The organism is Bacillus cereus group sp. BcHK124 (assembly GCF_027712065.1).
GTDB lineage: Bacteria > Bacillota > Bacilli > Bacillales > Bacillaceae_G > Bacillus_A > Bacillus_A pacificus.
Window position 1 is genome coordinate 1 of the sequence record NZ_JAQFPJ010000034.1, and the last position, 21,568, is coordinate 21,568.

The following is a 21,568-nucleotide window of genomic DNA, read 5'->3' on the forward strand; positions in this document are numbered from 1 at the left end:
TTCTTTTACCTATTCTTCTTTACTTACATTTTTTTGCGCTTTGCTTTCCCTTAGTCCTCAATTTGCAACATGGTTGCCTTTTCTCTTCCCTATTTCTTCTTTACTTGCATTTCTTTTGCGCTTCGCTTTCCTTAACTCATCAACTTGCAACACGTTTGCAGTATCCTTTCCCTATTTCTCTCAACTTGCAACAGTATAATTTATTTTTCAACCTAGTAATTTTAAAATTTTTAAGCTATTTTTCTTATATTTTGAGTAAGTTACATACATAAAATGCAACATGTTTGCGGTATCCTTTCCCTAACTTCCCTACCATTTTCACTCTAATCCCTTATATACCAAGGGTTTAGGTACTTTTCCACTTACTTATATACATATCATCCAACTTGCAACACGTTTGCGGTATTCATGCCCTTATTCTTTACACAAGATGCAACACTGTTTGCGGTATCCTTTCCCTATTTTCAATCTATAAGTGCCAAAAAACCCTTTTATATCAAGGGTAATCCTTGCAATTCATTATTAATGATCCTGCTAACCAACTTGCAACACGTTTGCGGTATCCTTTCCCTAACTCCCCTATCATTTTCACTCTAATCCCTTATATATCAAGGGGTTAGATACTTTTTCTGCTTATTCATATACATATAATCAACTTGCAACACGTTTGCGGTATCCTTAACACAAAAAAAAATTAAGAAATTCTCTTAACCCTTGATACGACTAGCTTCATAAGCTGTTGCAAGTTGCTATTTTTCTTCTTAAAGGAGCACATTTTTACAAAATTCGTTTTGCTATAATCAAAATTGGAATATTTTATAGTAATTTGGCATATCTTTCTGAATTTGTAGAACGGAGGTGAAAAAGATGGGAAAATCATTTGTGATACGTAATCAACGTAGCTTAAATGGGGAAACAACCAATGCTGTGTTAGTAACATTAAAAGCTTGGCAAAAATTTGTGGAAACATTTGAGGAGAAGTACTACAGCTATAAAGATACATATTTAGAAGATATTCTGCAGCACATGACATACGAAGAACGTATTGCTGACGTAGAAGGCTTTGTCGAAAAAGCCAAACCATCTTTTTCACGTCGCGCAATGTCTGCACTTGCAGGAAAAACAGGAAGAAAACATAAATTATACGGCATTACGAATGCTGATCTCGAAGTTTTCTTATATCTACATAAGAAATGCTTTACTAATGGTGTTATTCCAAATGTAACAATACATATGATGTGGGAAGATTACAAGCAATACAAAGAAGAATTTGCTTATATCCAACACTCTCAATTCTATATTGCATTAAAGAAATTAAACTTACATAACATTATCTCCATTGAAAACGGAGTAGATGGCCGATATACTATCAAGCTGACTCATTTTATGAATGAGGAAACAGGAAAAGCAAATCCATACGTATATATTAGTCCTGTTGTATTTACAAAGGCTTTCTTTAAGCTATCTGTAGCGGCTAAGAAACTATTCTTAGATATCGCCATGCAACAACATACAGAAACAACATTAAAGCGTTCTTTGGACAAGCAGGACGAAAGAGGCAACAAAACTCACTTCGGTGGGATGTATCGTTTCTTACATAAAAAATATCCGCATCAGATCCGTGCGGTTATCGAAGAATTAACAACTGCATTACCATGTACGGGGAATCCCCTATTCAAAATTTGCAAAATGCAAAAAGGTGTAAAGCATACAAAACGATATACAACCTTATATTTATCTATTCATTCGGATTTTTTATGTAAAAAAGAATCTGGAGAAGAGCAACACAGGGATCCATTTACACCAAAAGCTACCTATGCTCGTAAAGCGAAATTTATAGAAGCAGTTCTACAAGAGATGAATATCGGTGAACTGTCTGCAGACATGAATAAATTCATTCATGTATTAAAGCATACTTGTCATCGCCAAATCCGCAGTGTAATTCGCGGACTTCGTGACATAATTGATCGAAAAGAAGGATATCCAACGAAAATTGTATATACATTGAAAAAACTATTACATCAAACATCTCAATATCAAATCCTTGATGCTGCAGCGAAAGAAGGTATCTACCCTCTTATTGCGCAACATATACCAAAAGAGAGAAATAGTGACCGTGAGCAAGCTGTCTTTAATTTCGGTTTATATTATTCTATGTACTCTCTACACAACATTAAGAAGATGTTTAAGAATGTGCATGCACTACTGAAGCAGAAGTTTGCGGTACCTGTGACGGAAGAATCTTATCACCGTAATTATTTAAAATACCCGGAAGAAACGTTATTTAGAAAATATGCATATGATCAAGGTGTGAATCTTCATGCATATATCGCTTTAGAAATTGAAATGCGAGAAAAATTAAAAGTTCGTGGTCATAAAGAACGCACGATCCCAAGTGATGTACGTGAATGGTTTATCGAAGCCATTGATAAGCTACCACAAGAAAAACTTCGTGTGATTGAGCTACCAAAGCAGTTTAATTTACTAGAGTTTATGCGTACCTTCGAACGTTTAGTACGTGCTGGTGTAACAATAACAGCTCCAGATCAGGTACTAACTGCAATGGAAATAAAATAATAACAACTAGCTCTCTATTTTTGAAAAAAACAAAAGTGGAGGGCTATTCGTGTTTCTTTAATTAGTAATACCTTCCTACTACTCTATTTATAAATACCAAATCGAAAGAACTTCATGTAAAATGGAGTCTTTTTTTATGCACTTCTATACAAATTTGGTTCTATCAATACATAACTCTCCACATAATACTAGAGTGTGTTCTTCTAATGTATTAAAACCTATCTCATAATACCTACAAAAAATCAAAAGGAAAATAATAATAATAGTGGATATGAGGATAAATATGATCCAATGTGGATAATATTTCCTCAATACCCCTGATAATACTACTGTCGCTCATTTTATCTAATAAAAATCATCAATAATAATGTGAGTTATGTGTAAATACTGAGTAATGTTAACAAATAGCTGCCTAACCTGAATGAAATGTGGATAATTAGAAGATTAATACCAACTTGATTACCAAAATAAGTAAAACAACTTCTATTTACAAGATTGAATATATATAATGCGATTGGTATCAAATTCTTTCCGATTTCATGTAGAAATATAGTATTTTCTTTCTGCTTTTTTGTAGAATTAAAAGTCTAATAATCCTTGAATCTACGGATACTTTTTCTATAATTTATGATTTTTTATGTTTTTATATCAACTTTCCCCTTGCAGCAGTAAGTCTAACCTCTATTTTAAATAACCTATAAAAGTTTTATCTTTATTTCTTTTTAATATATAAGATATATATTTATAATAGATTTTTAATACAGCTAGTATGTTTGTTAATAAGATGTCCGACTTAATTGAAAATATTTGTAAATTACGTTATAATAATGGTAATTAAACAGATCATTACCCTCATACAAAAGGACAAACCTACGTATCCCTACCAGGACTAGGTTTGTCCTTTTTTCATTTTACTAAACAATTTATATTGGGAGGATTAAACATGGCTGTACTAAAAGATATGAATTACATAGAAAAGAATACTTATAATGAGATTGGATTTTTTAAAGGTATTCTTTGGGGATTAGTTTTTGTAGTGCCCTTTTGGAGTATTATGATAGCCCTATTTATTTGGATTTATAATTAATAAACAACATATCCCAAAAACAAAGGGTTGTTTGTCCGTTTGCTTTTGGGATATGCCAGCAACCGTGCGTAGCAAAGGGCGGTAGCAGGTCTTTCACTTATTTTCTGTTATAATATATCCAATGAAATTAGGTGATTATATTGAATGAAACAATTAACTTAGAGAAAACTTTAGAAGCTTTCTCTACATATTTAAGTGAAAAAGGCCGAAAACATTCTACAATCCAACGCTATGCATACGATATTAAAGATTTTTATAGATGGTTGAATGAAAATGAGTTGCTTTTACATATCAAATCATGGAATGAAATATCCGTAGATGATTATCAAGCTTATTTCTCCGTGTTAGAAAACAAACGAGAATATTCTCTTAAAACAAGGCACAGGATATGGGTGGTTTTAAAGAAGTTACACATGTTTTTAGGTATAGTTAGTCCATTAGATTATATTCATCTCTCTTTAATTCCGGATCAATCACTAAATGACAATGATTTTATTACTGTATTGGAAGAAGCACTTTTAAAACAAACTGTTCTATCAACTAAGGGATTAACAGAGAGACAAGCTAAATATCGCCCTCTAATCATGAATAGAAATGCTTGTATAATTAATTTAATAATAAACTATGGTTTGTCTTTGCAAGAGCTTGTATCGCTTAATATGAGCCATATACAGTTTGCTAGGAACACTATAATTGTTCCAGGAGAAAACGGAGTTACTAGATCCATCTTCTTAACAGTCGAAGATACAAAACAGCTTTACAAATATTATTCGACTATCCCTGAACCTGTAAGACCTCGACAGCACACAGATAATCCCCTATTTGTGGCATTTGATTTTAATCGAGGTACTTATCGATGGGTTTACGAAAATGATGCACCAAAGGCTTTGTCTGAGGTTGCTATACAAAAGATGATTCGACTTGAAGTGAAACGAGCAGAATTAGATAGGCGTATTTCTGCACAGCAGCTGAGGAACACATTTATTCTTCGCCTTATTAAGCAAGGACTTTCTGAAAGTGAATTAATTGCTAGAATTGGTTTTAAGACTAAAATATCGTTAAAAAGATATTTTCAATATTTGAATTTATAAGTCATATAAGGAAATTTGATATAAAATATTTATATCAATTAATCGTGCTGAGGGATTTATTGGTGATATTTCACCTTAATTCATATCTTAATTGGCTCAATTGAATTTATTATTAAACAATAAACTCCCTCTGCTTTAAATCATAATAGAGGGAGTTTAATTATTTCGTATACAGGTATATTAATTGTGCATTTTGTAAATTGTAACTTTAGATACAGTAACAGATCTTGCACCAATTAATCGTAATAGTAAAGATTTATGATTCTCATCACTATGTATTATATAACCAATTCCTTCGTAATAATGAGCACTTAAAGTTTAGTTTTAGAACTCTCCATCTGCTAACTCCTAAGTCTTTAAGCCGTATTGCTAAATCACTCATTTGATTTACTTTGCTGTTTTTTTGTCAGTTTACTTTTCCTCCTCTATTTTTAGATCTATTTCTTTAATTAGATTTTCATTGGTCTTCATTAATTCCTCGAAGTACTCTTCTTTATTTTCTTCTATGTACTTCATAAGTTCCTTAAATTCCATTATAATCTCCTCTTCGCTTTTACTTTTAAGTATTACTCTAATTCAAAGACAGATAACATCTCAATTTGTAGAAATGATTTTAGAACACCCCAAACTCCCTCGGATTCATGTAGTTGTACCTAAAGAAAATTTTCATACGTATTAAATCCAACCTCATTATATTAAGAATTACCTTAGTGAAGGAACCTCTTCAGGAAATGTCATATCTTTTTATCAAGTTTTTGCTGATTTTGTAATTTATCCCCACCTACGTTGCGCTTAGAGGAAGGAGAATTCTAGTTGGAATTCGTTAAAAATGAATATATCTTGGTACTAAAAAACTGCCGAGTTCAATTAATTTGGTTCAAGATGTTTTTTAATGCATTTTTTACAGTGACATCTATTTATAACAAAAAGATTTCGGGCTTTTCGTTCATTGACATTATGACAAATAAATCTTCTTCACCATTAATATCATGTATAGTAAACCACGTTAATTATCGCAATTACCATATGTAAATATTAACATAAAAAAGAAATAATTTGCAGACTTATAAAGCGTTTTCGCGAATGATATCTTTATATTTGGATTAAATAGTATTAATTACAATACATACCTTGAAAACATGTAGAAAAGAGGTGAATAAGGTTAAAAAGATTTTAATTATTATACTAACAGTACTAGTTTTGTGAAGTTCACTTTTTTATTTTGTTTTTTATAGTGAGTCTACGTTATCAAAAACAAAATCTAACATTCCCTACAAAAAAGAAGAACAATCTGTAACTTGGGGAAGAAAGGCTGTAATAGAAGATAGATTTACTGGTATTCAAAATAAAATCAAGGTTGCTATTTTGGATAATGGTATATATAAAGAACATGAAGATTTAAAAGGTAAAGTTGTAAAAGAATTCAATACTATTAATTTAAATAATCCTATTATTGATGAAACTGGCCATGGAACTGCTATTGCTGGAATCATAGCTGCTGAAAATAATAATTTGGGAATTTTAGGTGTAATGCCAAACATTCAACTCTATGACGTCAAAGTCCTTGATAAGCAAGGTAAAGGCGATGTTGACCATCTTATTAAAGGTATACGTTGGTGTATAGAACAACGAGTTAATATATTAAACATTAGCTTTGGGTTACAATCTGAAAGTCCTGAATTAAAAAAAGCAATAGATGAAGCAGTAGATTCTGGAATTATTGTAGTAGCTGCTGCCGGTAATACTTATGGATTGGGTGTAGACTATCCCGCTAAGTATGAAAATGTTATATCTATATCATCAGTAAATAAAGAATTTAAACGTGCTAGCTCATCTGCCAAAGGAAAAATAGATTTTGCAGCTCCTGGAGTTGATATATTGTCAACTAATCAAGATGGAGGGTATTCCACATATAGTGGAACATCGTTTGCAACTGCATTTGCAACTGGTGTTATAGCTGCATTATTAGCTGAGGGCGATAATACGCTTAACTTGGACCAAATTAAAAAAATTTTAATTGAGCGTTCAATAGATCTAGGAAGTACGGGTTATGATAATGAATTTGGCTATGGTTTAATACAAAAATGACTAGGAGTGACTAAAGATGCAAAAATTATTAATAAAAATAATGATATTGACTTTATTTATTACTTTAATTCCTAATTTAGGGATTATTGTTCATGAAGCTAATGCTGCAACACAAGAAACAGACCTAATTGATCAAAATGTAGAACAACAAGTTGATAGTAGCGTTTCAGAAGGGTTGAACGTTGAGGTTGTTACAGATAATAGTGCAGAAATTATAGTAGAAAGTGCAGTAAATGCTGAAGATTTTACCGCATCAACGGATGTTTCTTTAGATAAAGAAACAGGTGATATTCAGGTTAATGGAAACTTTATTGATGAAAATGGAGAAGAAATAAAAGTAAATTTTGATGTTGAAGTCATTGAATCAAATGAAGAAGTATTCATCGCCAACTTTAGAGATCAAAAAACTGGTAAAATATATGAGTATGATACAACAAAACTTCAAGCTTCTGTAATACCAGCCGTTCCAGTGGTATTAGCTTTAGTAGCCAGAGCAGGTATCCAAGCTGCTATAAAAAAATGGGGAAAAACTGCTTTAAGACAAGTTTCTAAGCAACTAACAAAATCAAATAGTCCAGTGTGGAAAGGTCTATCATCACATAAAGGAAAAACAAAAACTAGTGGTAAAGGTTCAAAAAAGAAATACTATGAATGGGATCATACTCATAACGACATTGAGGTTTATGATAGTAAAGGTAAGCATCTAGGAAGTATGGATCCACTTACTGGTGACATGATAAAAGGTCCTGTTAAAGGTAGATCTATAAAAATATAATAGTTTGAACAGAGGTGTATTATTTCTTGAAAAAAATTAGAGGTTGGAAAAGAAGAGTAAGAAAGCTGAATGAATGGAAAGTAGAGAATAGTCAATTTGATAATAAATTTTTAGAGGTTAACCATTTTGATTATGTAAAAACTTTTAATTATCTAGATACACAGGATTTACCAATTTGGTATAAAAAGAAAGTGATTTGTGCATTAGTTGAAGTTTTTCAAAGTTGGAAGTCGACCGCCGAATCTAAGTTTGATCACTTTTATTTAAGATTACAGATAAATGGAAATGATTTATTAGATTCTCAGCTAATTATAGCTTTAGATGAACAAATAGTAGAGTATAAAAATAAATTCGTCGAATATCAAACTCAATTGGAAAAGCCGTTATTTTTAAATAACATTGCTCTCAACTGGCAGGCATATCATTTAGTTTCTATTTGGCTAGAAGATGAAATAAATACTCTATCTGCAACAGAAAAAGAATTATTATTAAATAATTTACTAGAGGTCCGAAAGGTTACCTCCTACGAAGATGAAACTTCTAATGAATATTTAATTAAGGACAGTGTCATTTGGGTATCTGATTACGAGAATATTAAATAGAATAAGTATAAAAAGTAAATAACTTCTAGAACATGGGTTTAGTACAGTACTAAACTCATGTTTTTGATTCTAGTTAAATTTATATTCCATGTTTGAAACATTGCATTGCCACTTTATTACTTGGTGATTCCTCTTTAATTTCTTAATAAATATTCAGAGTTATATTGTTATCCCCATAGCAAAGTATCATTTCATACTGCCATGGAGCATTCCTCCTTTTTTATTAGATAGAAAAAGAGAGTCCCTATCTAATAGGCACTCTCTTTTATGTATATCCTCTATTTTTAATCAACTGTGATTTCATGTATATTCAACTTGTTTAACTTTTCCATATAAAAACTCATTACTTTTTGAGCATGTTGTATAGCGATTAATCCATCTTGAACAGTAAGTGCTTCAAAATACGGATAACGAATGTCTGTAGCATAACCATTCAGCTGCACACATTGTTCTAAAATCAATGAGAACTCCTCATCTAATCTACAACAAGATTTGTGCAGCATTAAAAGGTTATGAGTTTTTGGGACTATTCTACCATTTAGTGCAAGAAATCCTTTTAGAAGTTTTTCCACACATTGTTGACTATGATAACAAATAATTGCAGTAGGGAAAGGTTTCATGTGAGTTAAGTAACCAGCAGAATCTAAATCAGATTTTGCAATGAATACCCATTCTTTTAGATCCTCAGTATTTCTCATATAGGACCTTCCCTTCTAGTGCAATCTTATGTTCCATAGTTACGGTACGGTTAGCACGTTCTTGAAACTCTTCTGGCCCATACACTAAAATATCAACTGGTGTTTCCATAACATCATAAATACCCCAATTGATACGATTAATGACTTCTCTTTTTCTTTCTCCGACACCTTCCACAACAATACAGAGATCAAAATCACTGTCTTCATTTGGTGTGCCATATGCATGAGAGCCAAAAAGGATGATTTTTTGGACAGAAGATACAGTTTCACGAATCTTTTGCACCAATAGGTCCAATTCCCTTTGTACTTCTTCGTTAATCCGAATCACTCCTCGGATAAAGTAATTATATTGACGTTTAAGTATATTATACATGTGTTCCTCTTCTCCTTGCTATTACATATTTATTTTTATATTTTTCTCTTGTTTCCCAACGTTCTGCAATGCTTGATAACATTCGTATATCTGCTTGAAATCTTGTAAAAATCCATCGTCAGAGATACTATGAAATCCTTTAAAGTTCTTTCTACACCAATATAAAATGCTAGATTCATCCTTCGCTAAAAAAGAATCCGGATTGAAATGAATCAAAGCCCCTGCTAAACAAGCCAGAAGCAATGGTATCATTTCGGAATCTTGCTTTGATAAATCAAGTACAGATACAACGGTATACTGTTTATATTGGTAGTATTGTAGAACACCATTACACATGTTTGTTGGTGTTAAACTGTGTTGTAATTGAGTGGAATCTAATTGATACACTCTCATCTTGTCCCCTCCTATATCATTACTTCTCAATTGGTGCAGCTTTCATAAAAGCCTTTTGAGCTTGGAAAATGATATAGTGATTCGATACGGTACCTTCATCAAAGAGTTCGTTAACGAATTGGGCAACAGTCATGGCAGCGAACTTATTGGTAATAACGCGCTGTGGTTCTGAAGCAGCTAATTCGGAACAACTTAATTGACTTGGAGCCGTTTCTTTTTTCGTAAAAGCATCCGGAAATAAATCGCCAAGCGGTGAAAGAATGACCTCGCCATTCAATTTAACTCCACATACTGCTTGTCCGTTATAACCACTGTTTTTATAATCAGCTATTTGTTGAGGTGTCCAATGTCTTTTATTTACTTCTCTCCAATTATCAGGAACGGTTACAGCTGTATTCCCTACATCGATGTAAAGAAGATTATCCGATTGATGGAAGAATTGATGAAAGACCTCACGAGAAAACATATTATCTACTGCCCCAATTACAATTGGCAGATACAAGTAGTCGTCTTTATGTTGTTTTTTTAATAAATCATATTTATTACCAAACAACTGCTGCATTGTTTCTATGTCTTCTATGTACTGTGACGTAAAGGAAGAGATAGGAACGTTATAGCCAGCTTTATATCGACGAGCCAGTACTTGTGCTTTGTATTTACCAACATCAGGTCGAATAAAGAGTTGATTTCCAAGGTTGTAGAGTAGGAAGCGAGCGCCTTGTCATATTGCTATGACAGGTTTCTCAAAACCCCTCACCGAACCGTACGTACTCCTCTCAGAGTATACGGCTCTCCATCAATTGCTTGTCAGAGTTATTTTTTTCTATTTTTCGCTATAAGTTCTACTCTCATGTCATAGTGAATTTCATTATGGCAATCCTCACAAACGGCTAATGTTTTGCGTCTACGGGCAATCATTAATTTTTGCCATTTGGCTTTGCCTTTCTCAACATCTTTCATTTTTCGAACATGGTGCATTACTAAGTTAGAATCGGTTTTACCACAATGTTCACATTTGTTGGCTGACAATCTATCTATAAGGCTAGTTGTTGACATGTGAGCTCTTGAGGCTACCATGTTGTCGATGTTATTTTCTTGTGTTTTCATCTTAGTTATATCAACCGTTCTAAACCCTTCCTTGTAGAAAGAATGAGAGCGTTGTTTGCCTTTTTTATCTTTGTAATTGACTACAAATACACCGTTTTTGCAATATTTCCCCTTGATTTTTCCAATTGAGCTTTTATATTTATTGGCGAACGTTTTATACATACTGTATTCTAGAACGTAACTGAATTTTTGGAGTACCGTTGAATTAACTGCATATTTGTAGTAGTTGTACATCCCTCTAATCTGTAATACATAATTATGTAGTATTTCCAGATCATCTAAGTGTGCCATTTCTGGTCTATGCTTTGGTTTCCAAGTTTCTTTCCCATTCACATACTTCATTTCTAAAACATTCAGGGCAAGTAATTTATTTCGCCATGCTTCATGGGGGATTTCAAGTCTTACTTTTAGATTATGATGTCTTCTTTTAGCACCCTTCACTGAGTATTTGGTAAATAGCTCATTTCTAGTGATATTGACATTGTATCCAAGAAATTTTGCTTTCTTGCTAGAGTGGGTGATAAGTGTCTTTTCTTCTGATAAAGTTAATTTCAATTCTTCATTGAGAAATTGAGCTATATCAAATTTAATGGCTTTGGCATCATCTTTACTGCCGATTAACATTACAATGAAGTCATCAGCATATCTAACATATTTTAGGGACTTGAATTTATCCGACATTGGATTATAGTAAGGGCGTTGCCCTCTTTCCTTAATCCATTCGTTGACTTGATGGATTAACTCTTGAGATTCATTGAGTTTACCTTGTTCTCTTAGTAAGTCAGCTTTCTTACGACCTCTTTTTATTTTGAGGTGTAAGTATTGATATCTTTTATCAACTTCTCTGTCTTTTGGTTGACCTTTTCCGAACCTTTCAGCGTATTTTGCCATGTATATATCTAGTTCGTTTAGATATATGTTAGCAAGAAGTGGACTCAGAATACCTCCTTGTGGTGTTCCGCTGAATGTTTTGTGGAATTGCCAATCCTCCATGTACCCAGCTCTTAGGAACTTCCATATTAACCCGATAAGTGTTTCGTCATTGATACGTTTTCTTAGTAGGTTAATTAGGATATGGTGATCAATATTGTCAAAGAAACCTTGAATATCACCTTCAATAAACCATTTAGTTCCACTACCACTCTTTTTAATTTGTTTAAGGGCTGTATGACAACCCCTATTTTTCCTGAATCCATGTGAGTTCTCAGAAAAGTTTGGTTCATAAATAGCTTCTAAGATGTACTTTATTACTAATTGAACAAGTTTATCGTCAAATGTCGGTACCCCAAGAGGACGTTTTTTCTTACTCCCTTTTTTATCAATATATACTCGCTTAACAGGGGTAGGTTTATAGTTACCATTTTTAATATTGTTGATGATTTTAGATACTCTATTTTTTGAAAAACCATCAACAGTGTTATTTATGGTTCCTCTAGTCATATTACCTGGATTGGCATATATTTCTTGATAAGCTTTATAGTAGAATTCCGGATTATAAAGATTTCTATATAATCTGTTGAACTTATAGTTTTCTTTAATAGTATTCTTTGACAAGGTGTTCAATACATAAACTGGATTTCTCATCAGCATCTCGCTTCCTTCCTGTTTATTATCATCATGAACTAATTGACTGCCTTCCTTCGCCATCTTGATTTCACAATCATGACCTAACGTGATTTGTCATACGTTAGTGTGATAGGCTTTCCCTATCTCTGACTACTACGAAGGCTCCGTTACCATATGGAATATTCAAGAGCCACATTTCTTGGTTTTCACCTTGAAATCATCCTCTATAGCCATAAATGGCGCTTCCACTTAGGTAATCCCCATTTAGTACCTTGTAAATAGTTTGTAGTAATATCGGTTGGGACTTTCAATCTTTACTAATGTACTTTAGTTGGTTCTCTAGTGTGAAACACATCTCTCTCCACAAAAAATAGATGAGATGAACTAGAGACATATCGTTCCAATGTCTATTTCGATATGATCGTTGATAAGACCCCTTGATTTATCCTTCACGCAGTTTAGCATTCAACCTTGTTTACCACGGTACACCTAGAAATTCAGTCGCACTCATGACATTAGAGTGACTTATCCCGTTGCAGCCATGCTACACTCCCCGCTCACTTTCGATTACGGATAAGGCTACCGGTGTCGGGTTATTACCTTGTTTCACTTCACCCGCTGATTTACTAAATCAGAGTTTACAAGGCCCTTATGGGCGCACTTTTTCTTCAACCGTGTCTGGATCTGCAACTACAATTTCGCCATCCAATTGAAAAATACTCATCATTTGAGCAATATGTTGTAAAATTAATCCTCCGTTTCCTCCAGCACCTACTAATACAATATGTGGTACAATCTTCTTTCCTTCTGCAATATCAATAACAATACTCATTTTTATAGCCCCCTATTTTCTTTTGATTGTGTATTCTCTAAATTTCGTAGAAATGGAATCGATAAATTTGTAATCCTATGCACGGTATACAAGTCAAATGAATGCATCAATAGTATCGGTGCAGCATAAATGACTCCTTCCTCTGTCCTTCTAATGCTTTATATATGTGATTCATCTCTAACTTGCACATAAATTGAAATAGCTTATAGTCATCATGCGATTCCTCTATTGCATGTTTATTCTTTGTAAGAACTAACATGTAGTGCTTTATCTTTGTAAACATTGAGCCGTGAATTGTTTTTAATGTTGTCATAATAAAGAAAGAGACATAAAATATGTCTCTTTTACGCCCCCTTGTGTATCTATTTTAAAAGTGTGATCCTACTTAAATCGTAATTTTGGCTTATCCCTTTCGTTGCATATTCTCCTGCAAATATAAAGTTAGGGTTAATAGAATGAAATTCCCCATTTACACAAGTGCGTACAAGTAGTTCAGGGAAAACATCCTCTATTCTGCCAACAATTGCATAAAGAATAGGAGCCCGTTCACTTTGATCATCTAAATCACTTGGTTCAGCAGAGAAACGATGATGACTATGTATCTCCATAATTTTCATAGCGATAGACTGCATCTCTATATTCGTTTCAGGGATTACAATTTCAGTTGCTACCTGCTGGCGTGGAAAGTCCATAAAATAACCACGCTCTGTATTGAAATAGATATCAGCATGTAATTCGCAATCACGTTTACGAGAAATGGCCTGTGCAATAATGATAAAGTCCATTAATAAGATCCTCGGAATAAAATCCCCAGGTAAAAAATGCTTACGCCAAGCACCAAAAGAAAAAGGACAATCTGAAATAGATTGTCCCTCTACAGTACTTGCTCCTTTTGCGCCGACAGTTAAAATCGGAAGTAGTGCATTTGTATCCTCATCAAATTTAATGACAGTTAAGCCTTTAACAAATGAGGGATAACGATGCTCTAATTTTACGCGGATGTCCTCTGCTTCTATTTTTCTTACATCTGTTGAATCTCCATTTTGAACAGCGATTCCATGTGTAATTTCTTCTTCTGTAAACCAATCTACTAACGGTATATCTCCAAATACTACGTGACGAACAACCGTTGTTGTATTGATTTTATCTAGACAATCTGTAGATTTTGTAGCCTTAACTTTCTTACTACTCTTTGTCTTATCTTTTGTTTTTTCCTTTTTTTCTTCCTTTTTAGCAGTGGCTTGCTCTGAAGCAGCTTTTTTCACTGGTACTGTTGTTTCCTCTACTTGTTTTTCCATATCAAAAAAATCGAATAAGTTAGTCATATTAAAAATCCTCCTAGTATGTTTTCTTGTATATAATCCCGCTATTTATTAAAAAGTAATTTCTGATTCTATTAGAATAGAATCATCAAAACTTTGGTTTTCAAATCGTTTAAATAACTCTCCTACTGGTTCCGTGTGAGTATGTGTAAGGTCATGGTTGAATGAACTTGCAAAGAATAAAACATGAAATGTTTCTAAATCTTTTAAAGTCCGGAATTCAGGTATCACAACTCTACCCGTACATACAGATCCACTAGGATGAACATTAGAATATGGAAATTGATATAATTTCATTCCTTCTTCTAACTCCATATCTTCTTTTACAGCAAAGACAGAGATATTCGTAACTCGTTTTTGGTACACCGTATAACGAAATAATAGACGTGGAAAGCCTACTTGTTGAAACGGTCGTTCAAAAAAATGAATATCCCACTGAGCCTTTGGTACTTCAATCCAAACAGCTTGTTTATCTCCACTCTTAGATAACACCTCGTGTTTTATACAACCTTTTGGGAGTACGCCACTAGAGTAATGAGTATTATCTTGTGTACCCTGCTCCATAACTTCTTTTAAAGCTAAATAAAAGTCCTTAAAAGTAACGGCAGTTTCTCCACGTGATAATTCGTTGTTAAATTGCTGTATGGTTACAATTCCTTTTGGCTCTAAAGCATCAAATATTGCTACTGTCTTCATTTGTTGTTTCCCCCTGCGTATAGATTGCTTCCAATAAATCTAGTAACATTTCAAATTTATATGGCCCGTATAATGGTTCCTCGCCATAATAGAGATAAAGAGATTCCTCATTAATTTGGTAAGAATACCTTACTGGATAACAATCTAGTAATATTGAAATTTTTTCTTTATGCTTTGGTGATATGCCATCTATCGTTTCAGCTATAGCACCCCATGTGTCCTCTGCAGCTTCCTGTATTTCCTTTAATGGTATGTCGAATAATGTGGAGAGCTTTTCATGCTCTTCTTCATCAATTGGAAAAGCTTCTAAGCCCATATCTTCGATCATGTCCGTACCCAATTCTTTAAATCCTTCTTCATGGTCTAATTCATAGATATTCTCTCGCTCTAAATACGATGGAGAATACTGTGTTACATCAATCGAAAGCGCATGCAGCCTTTTAAAGTAATGTAAGAAATGAAATTGACATGAATAAAATTTAGATAGATTTATGTTTAATAGGTTCATGGAAAGTAAGAAGATTACAATCGTATCTGTTGTTTCTATGTCCTCCCACCTTAGTGATTGGTTTTCATCTAGAAAATCCACACAAGTTAGGATTTTACCAATTGCCCCATGAGAGATTTTGTTGAAATCTATCTCTATATCTTTAGAAAGGCTTTCTAATATATATATTTCCTCTTGATATCTTTGTTTAATTTGTTCCCAACATACAATGCTATAAGTTTTGTTTAACTTAAGTGATAGTAAGTAGTTTGACATCGCTACATTAGATGCATAGCTAAATAATTTCTTCATTTTTAGGCCCTCTGTACTAACTTGCTATATTTTTTGTTAACTGTATCTCTTCAAAGATACGAAGTAACATCTCAATTCGTTTAATTGCTGGAAAATATGTATCATCATCATAGAAAAGGTAAAGTTTTTCCTCTTCAGCTTGGTAAAGCATACGTATATCAAACTGATTCTGGATTGAATGAAAGAAACTTTGATCCTCTATCTTGATATTAGAGAACATTTCACCAATTGGACTCCATGCATTCTCGATAATGCGGTTTAATTCATCCATGGGTATATGAAATAGATTCGAATATATGATTAGAGTATCTTTATCGTCGCTATCTACCTCTTCATGATGTAATTTCATATCTTGAATTAAGTCATCCCCCCAGCTTTTAAATGAATCCTCACAATCGTATTCTTCGAAATTATCTTGTTCTAAATAATTGGGGTAATAATCTTTTACGGGAATTCCTAATCTATACATACGCATAAATATCTCCATAAGATACAATTGCGATGTATAGAAGCAGGAAAGATCAGTATCTAAAGATTTTTCCGCAATCATGATTATTTCAAGTAAAGTTTTCGAATCTAAATTAATAGGGAAATTGGAGTCCTCTTCTAAATAAGAAACGGCAGCCATTACTTGTTGAATGGCTCGTTCCGAAATCTTGCTGAAGTCTATTTCTCTTGAGTGCTCTAAACAATCTAATATGTAGATTTCTTCTTCATGTTTCTTATCTGCAAGTAATTCATGTAGTAAGTGAGCATTCTTTTGTATTTTTAACGAAAGTAGATACCTTCTTACTTTCTGCTGATTGTATGTAAATAATAATTTCATACCTGGTTCCCCTTCGTCTTTTCTCGAATCATTGCCGCAAGACGGATTATAATTTCATAATAAGAAAGTACCCATTCATCAAATGAGTACTGTTCATAACCATCCTCTAGAAATTCAATCAAAATATGACTGGGATACGCTTCACTTTGATAGGTGTTAAACGAAAATTCATGTAACACGAATTGAAAATCAGATTGTGTTATATGTTCCGATCCTATACATAAATAGTAACCAGCTGTATCGAAGTAACATCCTTCCGCAGCCATAGAACTAATATCCGAAGCGAAATTCGAATACATGTCTTCTGAGCTAAATAACGTCCCATCTAACAGGTCTTCTTCAGTTCCAAAGGCAAAGTGACAAAATATACTTGTTTGCTCGTTAAAACGCGCAAGCGACTCGAATAATAGTTCACTTGTGATATGCAACTTGTCCCTGTGAAAATCATTGATATTGATTAAGAATGGGATGTTATATTTACGAATTAATTTTTGTATGCGTAGTATCCGAATGTATACTTTCATCTCATTTCCTTGATTAAATAAATATCTCATCTTCTAGCCCTTGCTTTTCTACATCTTCTAGTTGTTCAGTGAAAAGATGTAAATGTAGCATTTCTTTTAATTCACAATCTGGACCATTTATACGAAATGAATTACCACTATAAAACGTGACATAATGACGTAGCTGTTCAAATTGCTTTTCAAATTCATCTATATGTTCTAATGGTATGTTTTCTAAATCAGGCATTTCGTTTGCAATAAATCCATTTATAATCGATTCAAAGGATTGACGAAGTTCTTGATTATTAGGAAGGACTTCTTTTGACTGTAAAAAGTCAAAGAAGTCACTGTGATTCATACTCATTTGGATGCCCCCTTACACGCGAACCGGTAGAATTAACTGCAGATTAGAGTGAGTTGTATCCTCTGCTCCCACTACAACGATAGGTCTCTGATTACTAATCATTTTTATCGCGATTGTTTCAGAAGTTATCGTTTGTAGTGCTTGCAGCAGATATTCCACATTACAAGCCAATGTAAATGCTTCTACTTGATTACATGGAATTTCTACACTTGCAGTACCTACTTGAGAATTTTGTGGTTTAAGATGGATGCTTTCTTTTCCTTCTGACGTAAGTACGATTAAGGAAGAAAATGCTGAAAGCTGCTCCAACGTGTTTTTAAATTCTTCACGTGATAGTTGTATTTCACTTTTAAATTCGCCGGGTACCATACGTGCCGTATCAGGATATGTACCAGCTAATAATCTAGACTGATAAATAATACTTTCGCCACGGATCAACAGCTGTGTATCACTAATTAGCTTTAATTGTAAATTTGTTTCACGATTAAAGAGCTTAAGAGCTGTTTTAAGAGACTTAATCGGTAACACGACTCCACCATCTTTTGCGATAGTGATCTTTGTACAATCAAAATGTAAACGGGCTAAACGGTGAGCATCAGTTGCTATACTAAAGAACTTATCATCAACTGATTTTAAGTTCACACCTGTTAGGATTTTACGTGTATCCATTGCAGGAATAGCATGTAATGTTCCGTTGGCCATTGATACAAATTGTTCTTGTGAAAGTGAAATCCAGTCTTCCCCTGCTTCAATTTTAATTTCAGGATATTCTTCGTGATCCATGGTACAAAAGCTAAATTGTTTCTTCTTACTTTCTACGATTTTTAGCTCATTGTTTTTATGTTCAAGACCGATGAATTCACTTTTGAATTTCTTAATTGTTTTAAGTACCGGAGCAGCTGCAAAAAGCACCTTCCCCGGTTCAGTACAATCCCCACTGTTTACGTTAAAGCGAGTTACTAATGTTACTGTTTCTGTACCGTCTGACCCCATTAGAATCATTCCCTTTGAATTACAATCCAATAAAACACCTTGTAATGCAGGCATTGGGTTTTTAACGTCTACAGTAGCACTAGCTTTCTCTAATTTTTCGATAAATAATGTACGGTTAATAGTAAATTGCATAATAAATCCCTCCAAAAAGTAATAAAAAAAGAACAGACCTCATATCCTGTTCATTCGTTTTCCTGCTATAAAACAAAGGTTTACGCGCTTTGTTGTTTTTTTAACTGTTCTATAAGTTGATGAATGGCTTCTGTATGATCATGAAGTAACCATTCTCTAAAGGACGTAACATCACCAGGAATAAGAGCTGATAACCACCGGTTAAGCTGTTTCTCATTTCCAGGACGAATATTCTTCGCTTCGTGAATCAACTGTAAACTAGTTAGCATTCCTTCTAAACCACCAATCGTCGTATCCTCAAAGGTTCTTGCTTGTGCGTTATAATTGTGATTATAGGCAAGTAGAATCTCCTTGGATGTAATACTTAATGGTTTTGCAAGCTCTTGTATGTTTTGAATTAATACTCCTAGACTTACTTGGCCATTCGATGGTTCCTTCTTTGAACTTCCTTGTTTATGTTTTTGTTGTAACATAGTAGGTGGTGTGAAATGGTACCCTTTCTTTTGATAAGAAACATAGATACTATTTGGACCATTGCTACGTGTAGAAAGTTCTACTTTTATAGGTTTTACATTATAATACCGATAGGTAAGCCAATTCTTCAGCATTACCTGTTAAGAGTGGCTTTTCCCCCGGTCCACACCGTACGTGAGACTTTCACCTCATACGGCGCTCCATCTAATAATCAAATAGCATGAATTTTGTTCCTGAATCGTTTCAGTTTATTAATTTCCTTATTATTCAAGATGCTGCTCATATCAACTTCATTGTGTATTGCCTTGTGAATTTCCTTATCTACACAGGCTAGATTTGGCAGCTTATTGACTTCTTCTAACGGGAGATTAGGATTAATGTGATGAACATGCAGGTTGTGCTTCCCAAGTGGGACTCCTGTAATTCTACATTTTCCTCTATCTCTGTTGAACGCATATCCTCTATTCATAAAGTACTCAAAATTGTATCGGGGTGAATTCACAAGTTTTTTCCTGACTTTCTCAAGGAGAGAGAGGCTTGTAATTTCATCTAGTCTGACACTGAACTCCTTTGTTCCCTTTCTTCGCTCGATTAATTTACGTCCCGAAGGAGAGTATGGAGTTTCATTTTGAACCTTTTGTTTATATAGGTTTTCGTTCATCTTGGTTAGGTTTAAATGCATAATGCCAATGTAGCCAACTTCGGTTTTAATAGCTAAAGTCTTTTGTGTCCGTTTAGGGTATTTGTCCGCAAGGTTAATACACTTGTTGATAGGATGTAAGACCCCACCACGCCTAGATAGAAGATTAAAAGTCTTTTTTCTTAACTTATAACCTTCTCTATCCATTATGGGAGATTCGGTGGCATATGAATAATAATTTATTAATCCTCTAACCTTTGAGTTATAGGCTAAGATTAGCTGTGCATTACTCAGTTTATCGTGGCTTAATCTTTTGCCGAGAGAAGTGAGTGTGGCTCTGAGTTCTTTTACTTTTCTTTTAATCTTCTTATCAGAAGGAGTTATTTGGCTGATATATCTTGTCTTTTTATCCTTCTTCTTTTTTCCTTTTACACCTTTTAAGACTACCTTGTATTTGAAGCCAAGAAATTCTATTGGCTTATGCCTGATGTTGGTTATTCTTGTTTTCTCTTCGGATAGTTCAAGTTTAAGTTCTTTCTGAAGAAAATTCTTGATAACAGTCTTCCATCTATAAGCATGGGATTTGTTATTAGTGACTAGAACCCAGTCATCAGCATATCTGATTAGATAGCCTGGCTTAAGGTTAGAAGATTTTAAACCTCGTAATTTATGATCGTGTTTCGAATACTCATGTCTGGTTGTAAATTCTTCAAATTGCTTGGCAACCCATTTGTCGAAGGAATGTAAGTATACATTTGCTAAGAGGGGGCTTAATATGCCACCTTGGGGTGTACCATTGTCATTTCTAATGATATTTTTGAAGATTCCAGCTTTGAGGAATTCCGTTATTAGGCACAATATTCGTCTATCTTTGATTCCCATGCTCCATAGTTTTTTTATAAGAATCCTATGGTTTACTTTGTCGAAGAATTGACGAATATCACCTTCTACGATCCAGTGATACCCAGTGTTATGAACAAGGACTTTTACTCTTTCCAACGCATGATAGGTAGTTCTTTCTGGTCGAAACCCAAAGCTGTATTTGAAGAATTGTGCTTCGAGTACAGGCTCTAAGACTTGCTTCATCATTTGTTGAATTATCCGGTCTTCTATGGTTGGAATACCGAGAGGTCGTTGTCCGCCATTAGCCTTTGGAATAAACACACGTTTTATTAGGTGCGCCTTGAAATTTGTGAGTCTACCACGAATTAACTCGATAAGTTTTTCTTCGGATAGTCTGAGGTAGTCTTGGATTGTTTTTCCGTCTACCCCTGGAGTCATGGAGCCTTTATTGCTTTTTAGCGAGTGTATCGCAGTGACAATATTAGGTTTTGACATCGCAATTTCAAGGAGAGATGTGTGTTTGATTCTCGTCTTTTTTTCCATATGCTCTTTTGTTTTTGAGTACAGCTTGTCTAATGTTCTCTTTAATTCTGTTTCTGATTCAAGAGTATTTTCTAGTTTTCGCACCAAATTGCATCACCTCTTTTGCTGAGATTTTGCTCTAAGGTTTAGTCGGTTACTGTTACACATTCCTAGAATAATTTTGCCTTTGCATGATTATTAGACTTGGGCCCTTCCCTCTAGTTATATTACATAACCTTCTTTGGTACTATGACCCTACTGCCAT

The 21,568-nt window shown here is 33.8% G+C and carries 21 protein-coding genes and 2 pseudogenes; 6 read left to right on the forward strand and 17 right to left on the reverse strand.

The window, feature by feature from the left end:
* Positions 1–867: 867 nt before the first annotated feature.
* The 3 genes from PDK19_RS25865 to PDK19_RS25875 all read left to right on the forward strand — a co-directional run bounded on the left by PDK19_RS25865 (position 868) and on the right by PDK19_RS25875 (position 4,755).
* Positions 868–2,577: a hypothetical protein gene (locus PDK19_RS25865; RefSeq protein ID WP_046647645.1), complete on the forward strand. Its 1,710-nt coding sequence runs from the start codon at positions 868–870 to the stop codon at positions 2,575–2,577.
* Between the two features lie 943 nt (positions 2,578–3,520).
* The gene (locus PDK19_RS25870) at positions 3,521–3,664 is read left to right on the forward strand and encodes a hypothetical protein (protein ID WP_162837644.1); all 144 of its coding nucleotides are present in this window, start codon (positions 3,521–3,523) and stop codon (positions 3,662–3,664) included.
* Positions 3,665–3,795: 131 nt separating this feature from the next.
* The gene (locus PDK19_RS25875; protein WP_046647647.1) at positions 3,796–4,755 is read left to right on the forward strand and encodes a tyrosine-type recombinase/integrase; all 960 of its coding nucleotides are present in this window, start codon (positions 3,796–3,798) and stop codon (positions 4,753–4,755) included.
* Between the two features lie 411 nt (positions 4,756–5,166).
* Here the strand turns inward: PDK19_RS25875 and PDK19_RS25880 are convergent, their stop codons facing one another.
* The gene (locus PDK19_RS25880) at positions 5,167–5,289 is read right to left on the reverse strand and encodes a hypothetical protein (protein WP_256490000.1); all 123 of its coding nucleotides are present in this window, start codon (positions 5,287–5,289) and stop codon (positions 5,167–5,169) included.
* A 732-nt stretch (positions 5,290–6,021) separates the two neighbouring features.
* On the opposite strand from PDK19_RS25880, the gene PDK19_RS25885 reads away from it, so the two are divergent.
* Genes PDK19_RS25885 through PDK19_RS25895 form a run of 3 tightly spaced genes read left to right on the forward strand, consistent with a single transcriptional unit; the run spans position 6,022 to position 8,220 of the window.
* The gene (locus PDK19_RS25885) at positions 6,022–6,843 is read left to right on the forward strand and encodes a S8 family peptidase (RefSeq protein ID WP_270708187.1); all 822 of its coding nucleotides are present in this window, start codon (positions 6,022–6,024) and stop codon (positions 6,841–6,843) included.
* A gap of 16 nt (positions 6,844–6,859) precedes the next feature.
* Entirely contained in the window at positions 6,860–7,618 is a 759-nt protein-coding gene (locus PDK19_RS25890) for an SAR2788 family putative toxin (RefSeq protein WP_046647651.1), read from the forward strand.
* 26 nt (positions 7,619–7,644) lie between these two features.
* Positions 7,645–8,220 (forward strand): hypothetical protein, encoded by a 576-nt coding sequence (locus tag PDK19_RS25895; protein ID WP_046647653.1) that lies wholly within the window; start codon positions 7,645–7,647, stop codon positions 8,218–8,220.
* A gap of 284 nt (positions 8,221–8,504) precedes the next feature.
* Here the strand turns inward: PDK19_RS25895 and PDK19_RS25900 are convergent, their stop codons facing one another.
* The 16 genes and pseudogenes from PDK19_RS25900 to ltrA all read right to left on the reverse strand — a co-directional run bounded on the left by PDK19_RS25900 (position 8,505) and on the right by ltrA (position 21,408).
* On the reverse strand, positions 8,505–8,918 hold the full coding sequence (locus tag PDK19_RS25900) for a HEPN domain-containing protein (protein ID WP_046647655.1): 414 nt from the start codon (positions 8,916–8,918) through the stop codon (positions 8,505–8,507).
* Positions 8,905–9,291, reverse strand: coding sequence for a nucleotidyltransferase domain-containing protein (locus tag PDK19_RS25905; protein WP_046647657.1), 387 nt, complete (start codon positions 9,289–9,291; stop codon positions 8,905–8,907). The genes PDK19_RS25900 and PDK19_RS25905 overlap by 14 nt, the downstream gene beginning before the upstream one ends.
* Positions 9,292–9,312: 21 nt before the next feature.
* Positions 9,313–9,684, reverse strand: coding sequence for a hypothetical protein (locus PDK19_RS25910; RefSeq protein WP_046647660.1), 372 nt, complete (start codon positions 9,682–9,684; stop codon positions 9,313–9,315).
* A 19-nt stretch (positions 9,685–9,703) separates the two neighbouring features.
* Positions 9,704–10,381, reverse strand: a pseudogene (locus PDK19_RS25915) (ThiF family adenylyltransferase); the annotation flags it as partial.
* A gap of 116 nt (positions 10,382–10,497) precedes the next feature.
* Entirely contained in the window at positions 10,498–12,375 is a 1,878-nt protein-coding gene (locus tag PDK19_RS25920; RefSeq protein ID WP_033665583.1) for a reverse transcriptase domain-containing protein, read from the reverse strand.
* A gap of 631 nt (positions 12,376–13,006) precedes the next feature.
* Positions 13,007–13,189 (reverse strand): hypothetical protein, encoded by a 183-nt coding sequence (locus PDK19_RS25925; RefSeq protein WP_000029266.1) that lies wholly within the window; start codon positions 13,187–13,189, stop codon positions 13,007–13,009.
* A 2-nt stretch (positions 13,190–13,191) separates the two neighbouring features.
* A pseudogene (locus PDK19_RS25930) lies at positions 13,192–13,502 on the reverse strand (hypothetical protein).
* A 49-nt stretch (positions 13,503–13,551) separates the two neighbouring features.
* The gene (locus PDK19_RS25935) at positions 13,552–14,514 is read right to left on the reverse strand and encodes a hypothetical protein (protein ID WP_046647663.1); all 963 of its coding nucleotides are present in this window, start codon (positions 14,512–14,514) and stop codon (positions 13,552–13,554) included.
* 48 nt (positions 14,515–14,562) lie between these two features.
* Positions 14,563–15,207, reverse strand: a complete 645-nt coding sequence (locus tag PDK19_RS25940) for a hypothetical protein (protein WP_046647665.1) — start codon at positions 15,205–15,207, stop codon at positions 14,563–14,565.
* Positions 15,185–16,006 carry a hypothetical protein gene (locus tag PDK19_RS25945; RefSeq protein WP_046647667.1) on the reverse strand — a complete coding sequence of 274 codons (822 nt, stop codon included), beginning with the start codon at positions 16,004–16,006 and terminating at the stop codon, positions 15,185–15,187. The genes PDK19_RS25940 and PDK19_RS25945 overlap by 23 nt, the downstream gene beginning before the upstream one ends.
* Positions 16,007–16,022: 16 nt before the next feature.
* Complete coding sequence (locus PDK19_RS25950) at positions 16,023–16,832, reverse strand: hypothetical protein (RefSeq protein ID WP_046647668.1); 810 nt, start codon at positions 16,830–16,832, stop codon at positions 16,023–16,025.
* Positions 16,829–17,386 carry a hypothetical protein gene (locus PDK19_RS25955; RefSeq protein ID WP_001269724.1) on the reverse strand — a complete coding sequence of 186 codons (558 nt, stop codon included), beginning with the start codon at positions 17,384–17,386 and terminating at the stop codon, positions 16,829–16,831. The genes PDK19_RS25950 and PDK19_RS25955 overlap by 4 nt, the downstream gene beginning before the upstream one ends.
* Positions 17,370–17,699 carry a hypothetical protein gene (locus tag PDK19_RS25960; RefSeq protein WP_000062338.1) on the reverse strand — a complete coding sequence of 110 codons (330 nt, stop codon included), beginning with the start codon at positions 17,697–17,699 and terminating at the stop codon, positions 17,370–17,372. The genes PDK19_RS25955 and PDK19_RS25960 overlap by 17 nt, the downstream gene beginning before the upstream one ends.
* Before the next feature lie 12 nt (positions 17,700–17,711).
* Positions 17,712–18,824 (reverse strand): DNA polymerase III subunit beta, encoded by a 1,113-nt coding sequence (dnaN, locus tag PDK19_RS25965; protein WP_046647669.1) that lies wholly within the window; start codon positions 18,822–18,824, stop codon positions 17,712–17,714.
* 80 nt (positions 18,825–18,904) lie between these two features.
* Positions 18,905–19,432, reverse strand: coding sequence for a hypothetical protein (locus PDK19_RS25970; RefSeq protein WP_046647670.1), 528 nt, complete (start codon positions 19,430–19,432; stop codon positions 18,905–18,907).
* Between the two features lie 77 nt (positions 19,433–19,509).
* Positions 19,510–21,408 carry a group II intron reverse transcriptase/maturase gene (gene ltrA / locus PDK19_RS25975; RefSeq protein WP_002019929.1) on the reverse strand — a complete coding sequence of 633 codons (1,899 nt, stop codon included), beginning with the start codon at positions 21,406–21,408 and terminating at the stop codon, positions 19,510–19,512.
* Between the last annotated feature and the right edge of the window lie 160 nt (positions 21,409–21,568).

Excerpts from the sequence above, each read along its gene's own strand:
- PDK19_RS25960 (WP_000062338.1), bottom strand. The coding sequence starts at position 17,699 with ATGAGTATGAATCACAGTGACTTCTTTGACTTTTTACAGTCAAAAGAA.
- PDK19_RS25905 (WP_046647657.1), bottom strand. The coding sequence starts at position 9,291 with ATGTATAATATACTTAAACGTCAATATAATTACTTTATCCGAGGAGTG.
- PDK19_RS25935 (WP_046647663.1), bottom strand. The coding sequence starts at position 14,514 with ATGACTAACTTATTCGATTTTTTTGATATGGAAAAACAAGTAGAGGAA.
- PDK19_RS25910 (WP_046647660.1), bottom strand. The coding sequence starts at position 9,684 with ATGAGAGTGTATCAATTAGATTCCACTCAATTACAACACAGTTTAACA.
- PDK19_RS25900 (WP_046647655.1), bottom strand. The coding sequence starts at position 8,918 with ATGAGAAATACTGAGGATCTAAAAGAATGGGTATTCATTGCAAAATCT.
- PDK19_RS25920 (WP_033665583.1), bottom strand. The coding sequence starts at position 12,375 with ATGAGAAATCCAGTTTATGTATTGAACACCTTGTCAAAGAATACTATT.
- PDK19_RS25940 (WP_046647665.1), bottom strand. The coding sequence starts at position 15,207 with ATGAAGACAGTAGCAATATTTGATGCTTTAGAGCCAAAAGGAATTGTA.
- dnaN (WP_046647669.1), bottom strand. The coding sequence starts at position 18,824 with ATGCAATTTACTATTAACCGTACATTATTTATCGAAAAATTAGAGAAA.
- PDK19_RS25970 (WP_046647670.1), bottom strand. The coding sequence starts at position 19,432 with ATGCTGAAGAATTGGCTTACCTATCGGTATTATAATGTAAAACCTATA.
- PDK19_RS25955 (WP_001269724.1), bottom strand. The coding sequence starts at position 17,386 with ATGAGATATTTATTTAATCAAGGAAATGAGATGAAAGTATACATTCGG.
- PDK19_RS25945 (WP_046647667.1), bottom strand. The coding sequence starts at position 16,006 with ATGAAGAAATTATTTAGCTATGCATCTAATGTAGCGATGTCAAACTAC.
- PDK19_RS25890 (WP_046647651.1), top strand. The coding sequence starts at position 6,860 with ATGCAAAAATTATTAATAAAAATAATGATATTGACTTTATTTATTACT.
- PDK19_RS25865 (WP_046647645.1), top strand. The coding sequence starts at position 868 with ATGGGAAAATCATTTGTGATACGTAATCAACGTAGCTTAAATGGGGAA.
- PDK19_RS25870 (WP_162837644.1), top strand. The coding sequence starts at position 3,521 with ATGGCTGTACTAAAAGATATGAATTACATAGAAAAGAATACTTATAAT.
- PDK19_RS25950 (WP_046647668.1), bottom strand. The coding sequence starts at position 16,832 with ATGAAATTATTATTTACATACAATCAGCAGAAAGTAAGAAGGTATCTA.
- PDK19_RS25925 (WP_000029266.1), bottom strand. The coding sequence starts at position 13,189 with ATGAGTATTGTTATTGATATTGCAGAAGGAAAGAAGATTGTACCACAT.
- PDK19_RS25880 (WP_256490000.1), bottom strand. The coding sequence starts at position 5,289 with ATGGAATTTAAGGAACTTATGAAGTACATAGAAGAAAATAAAGAAGAG.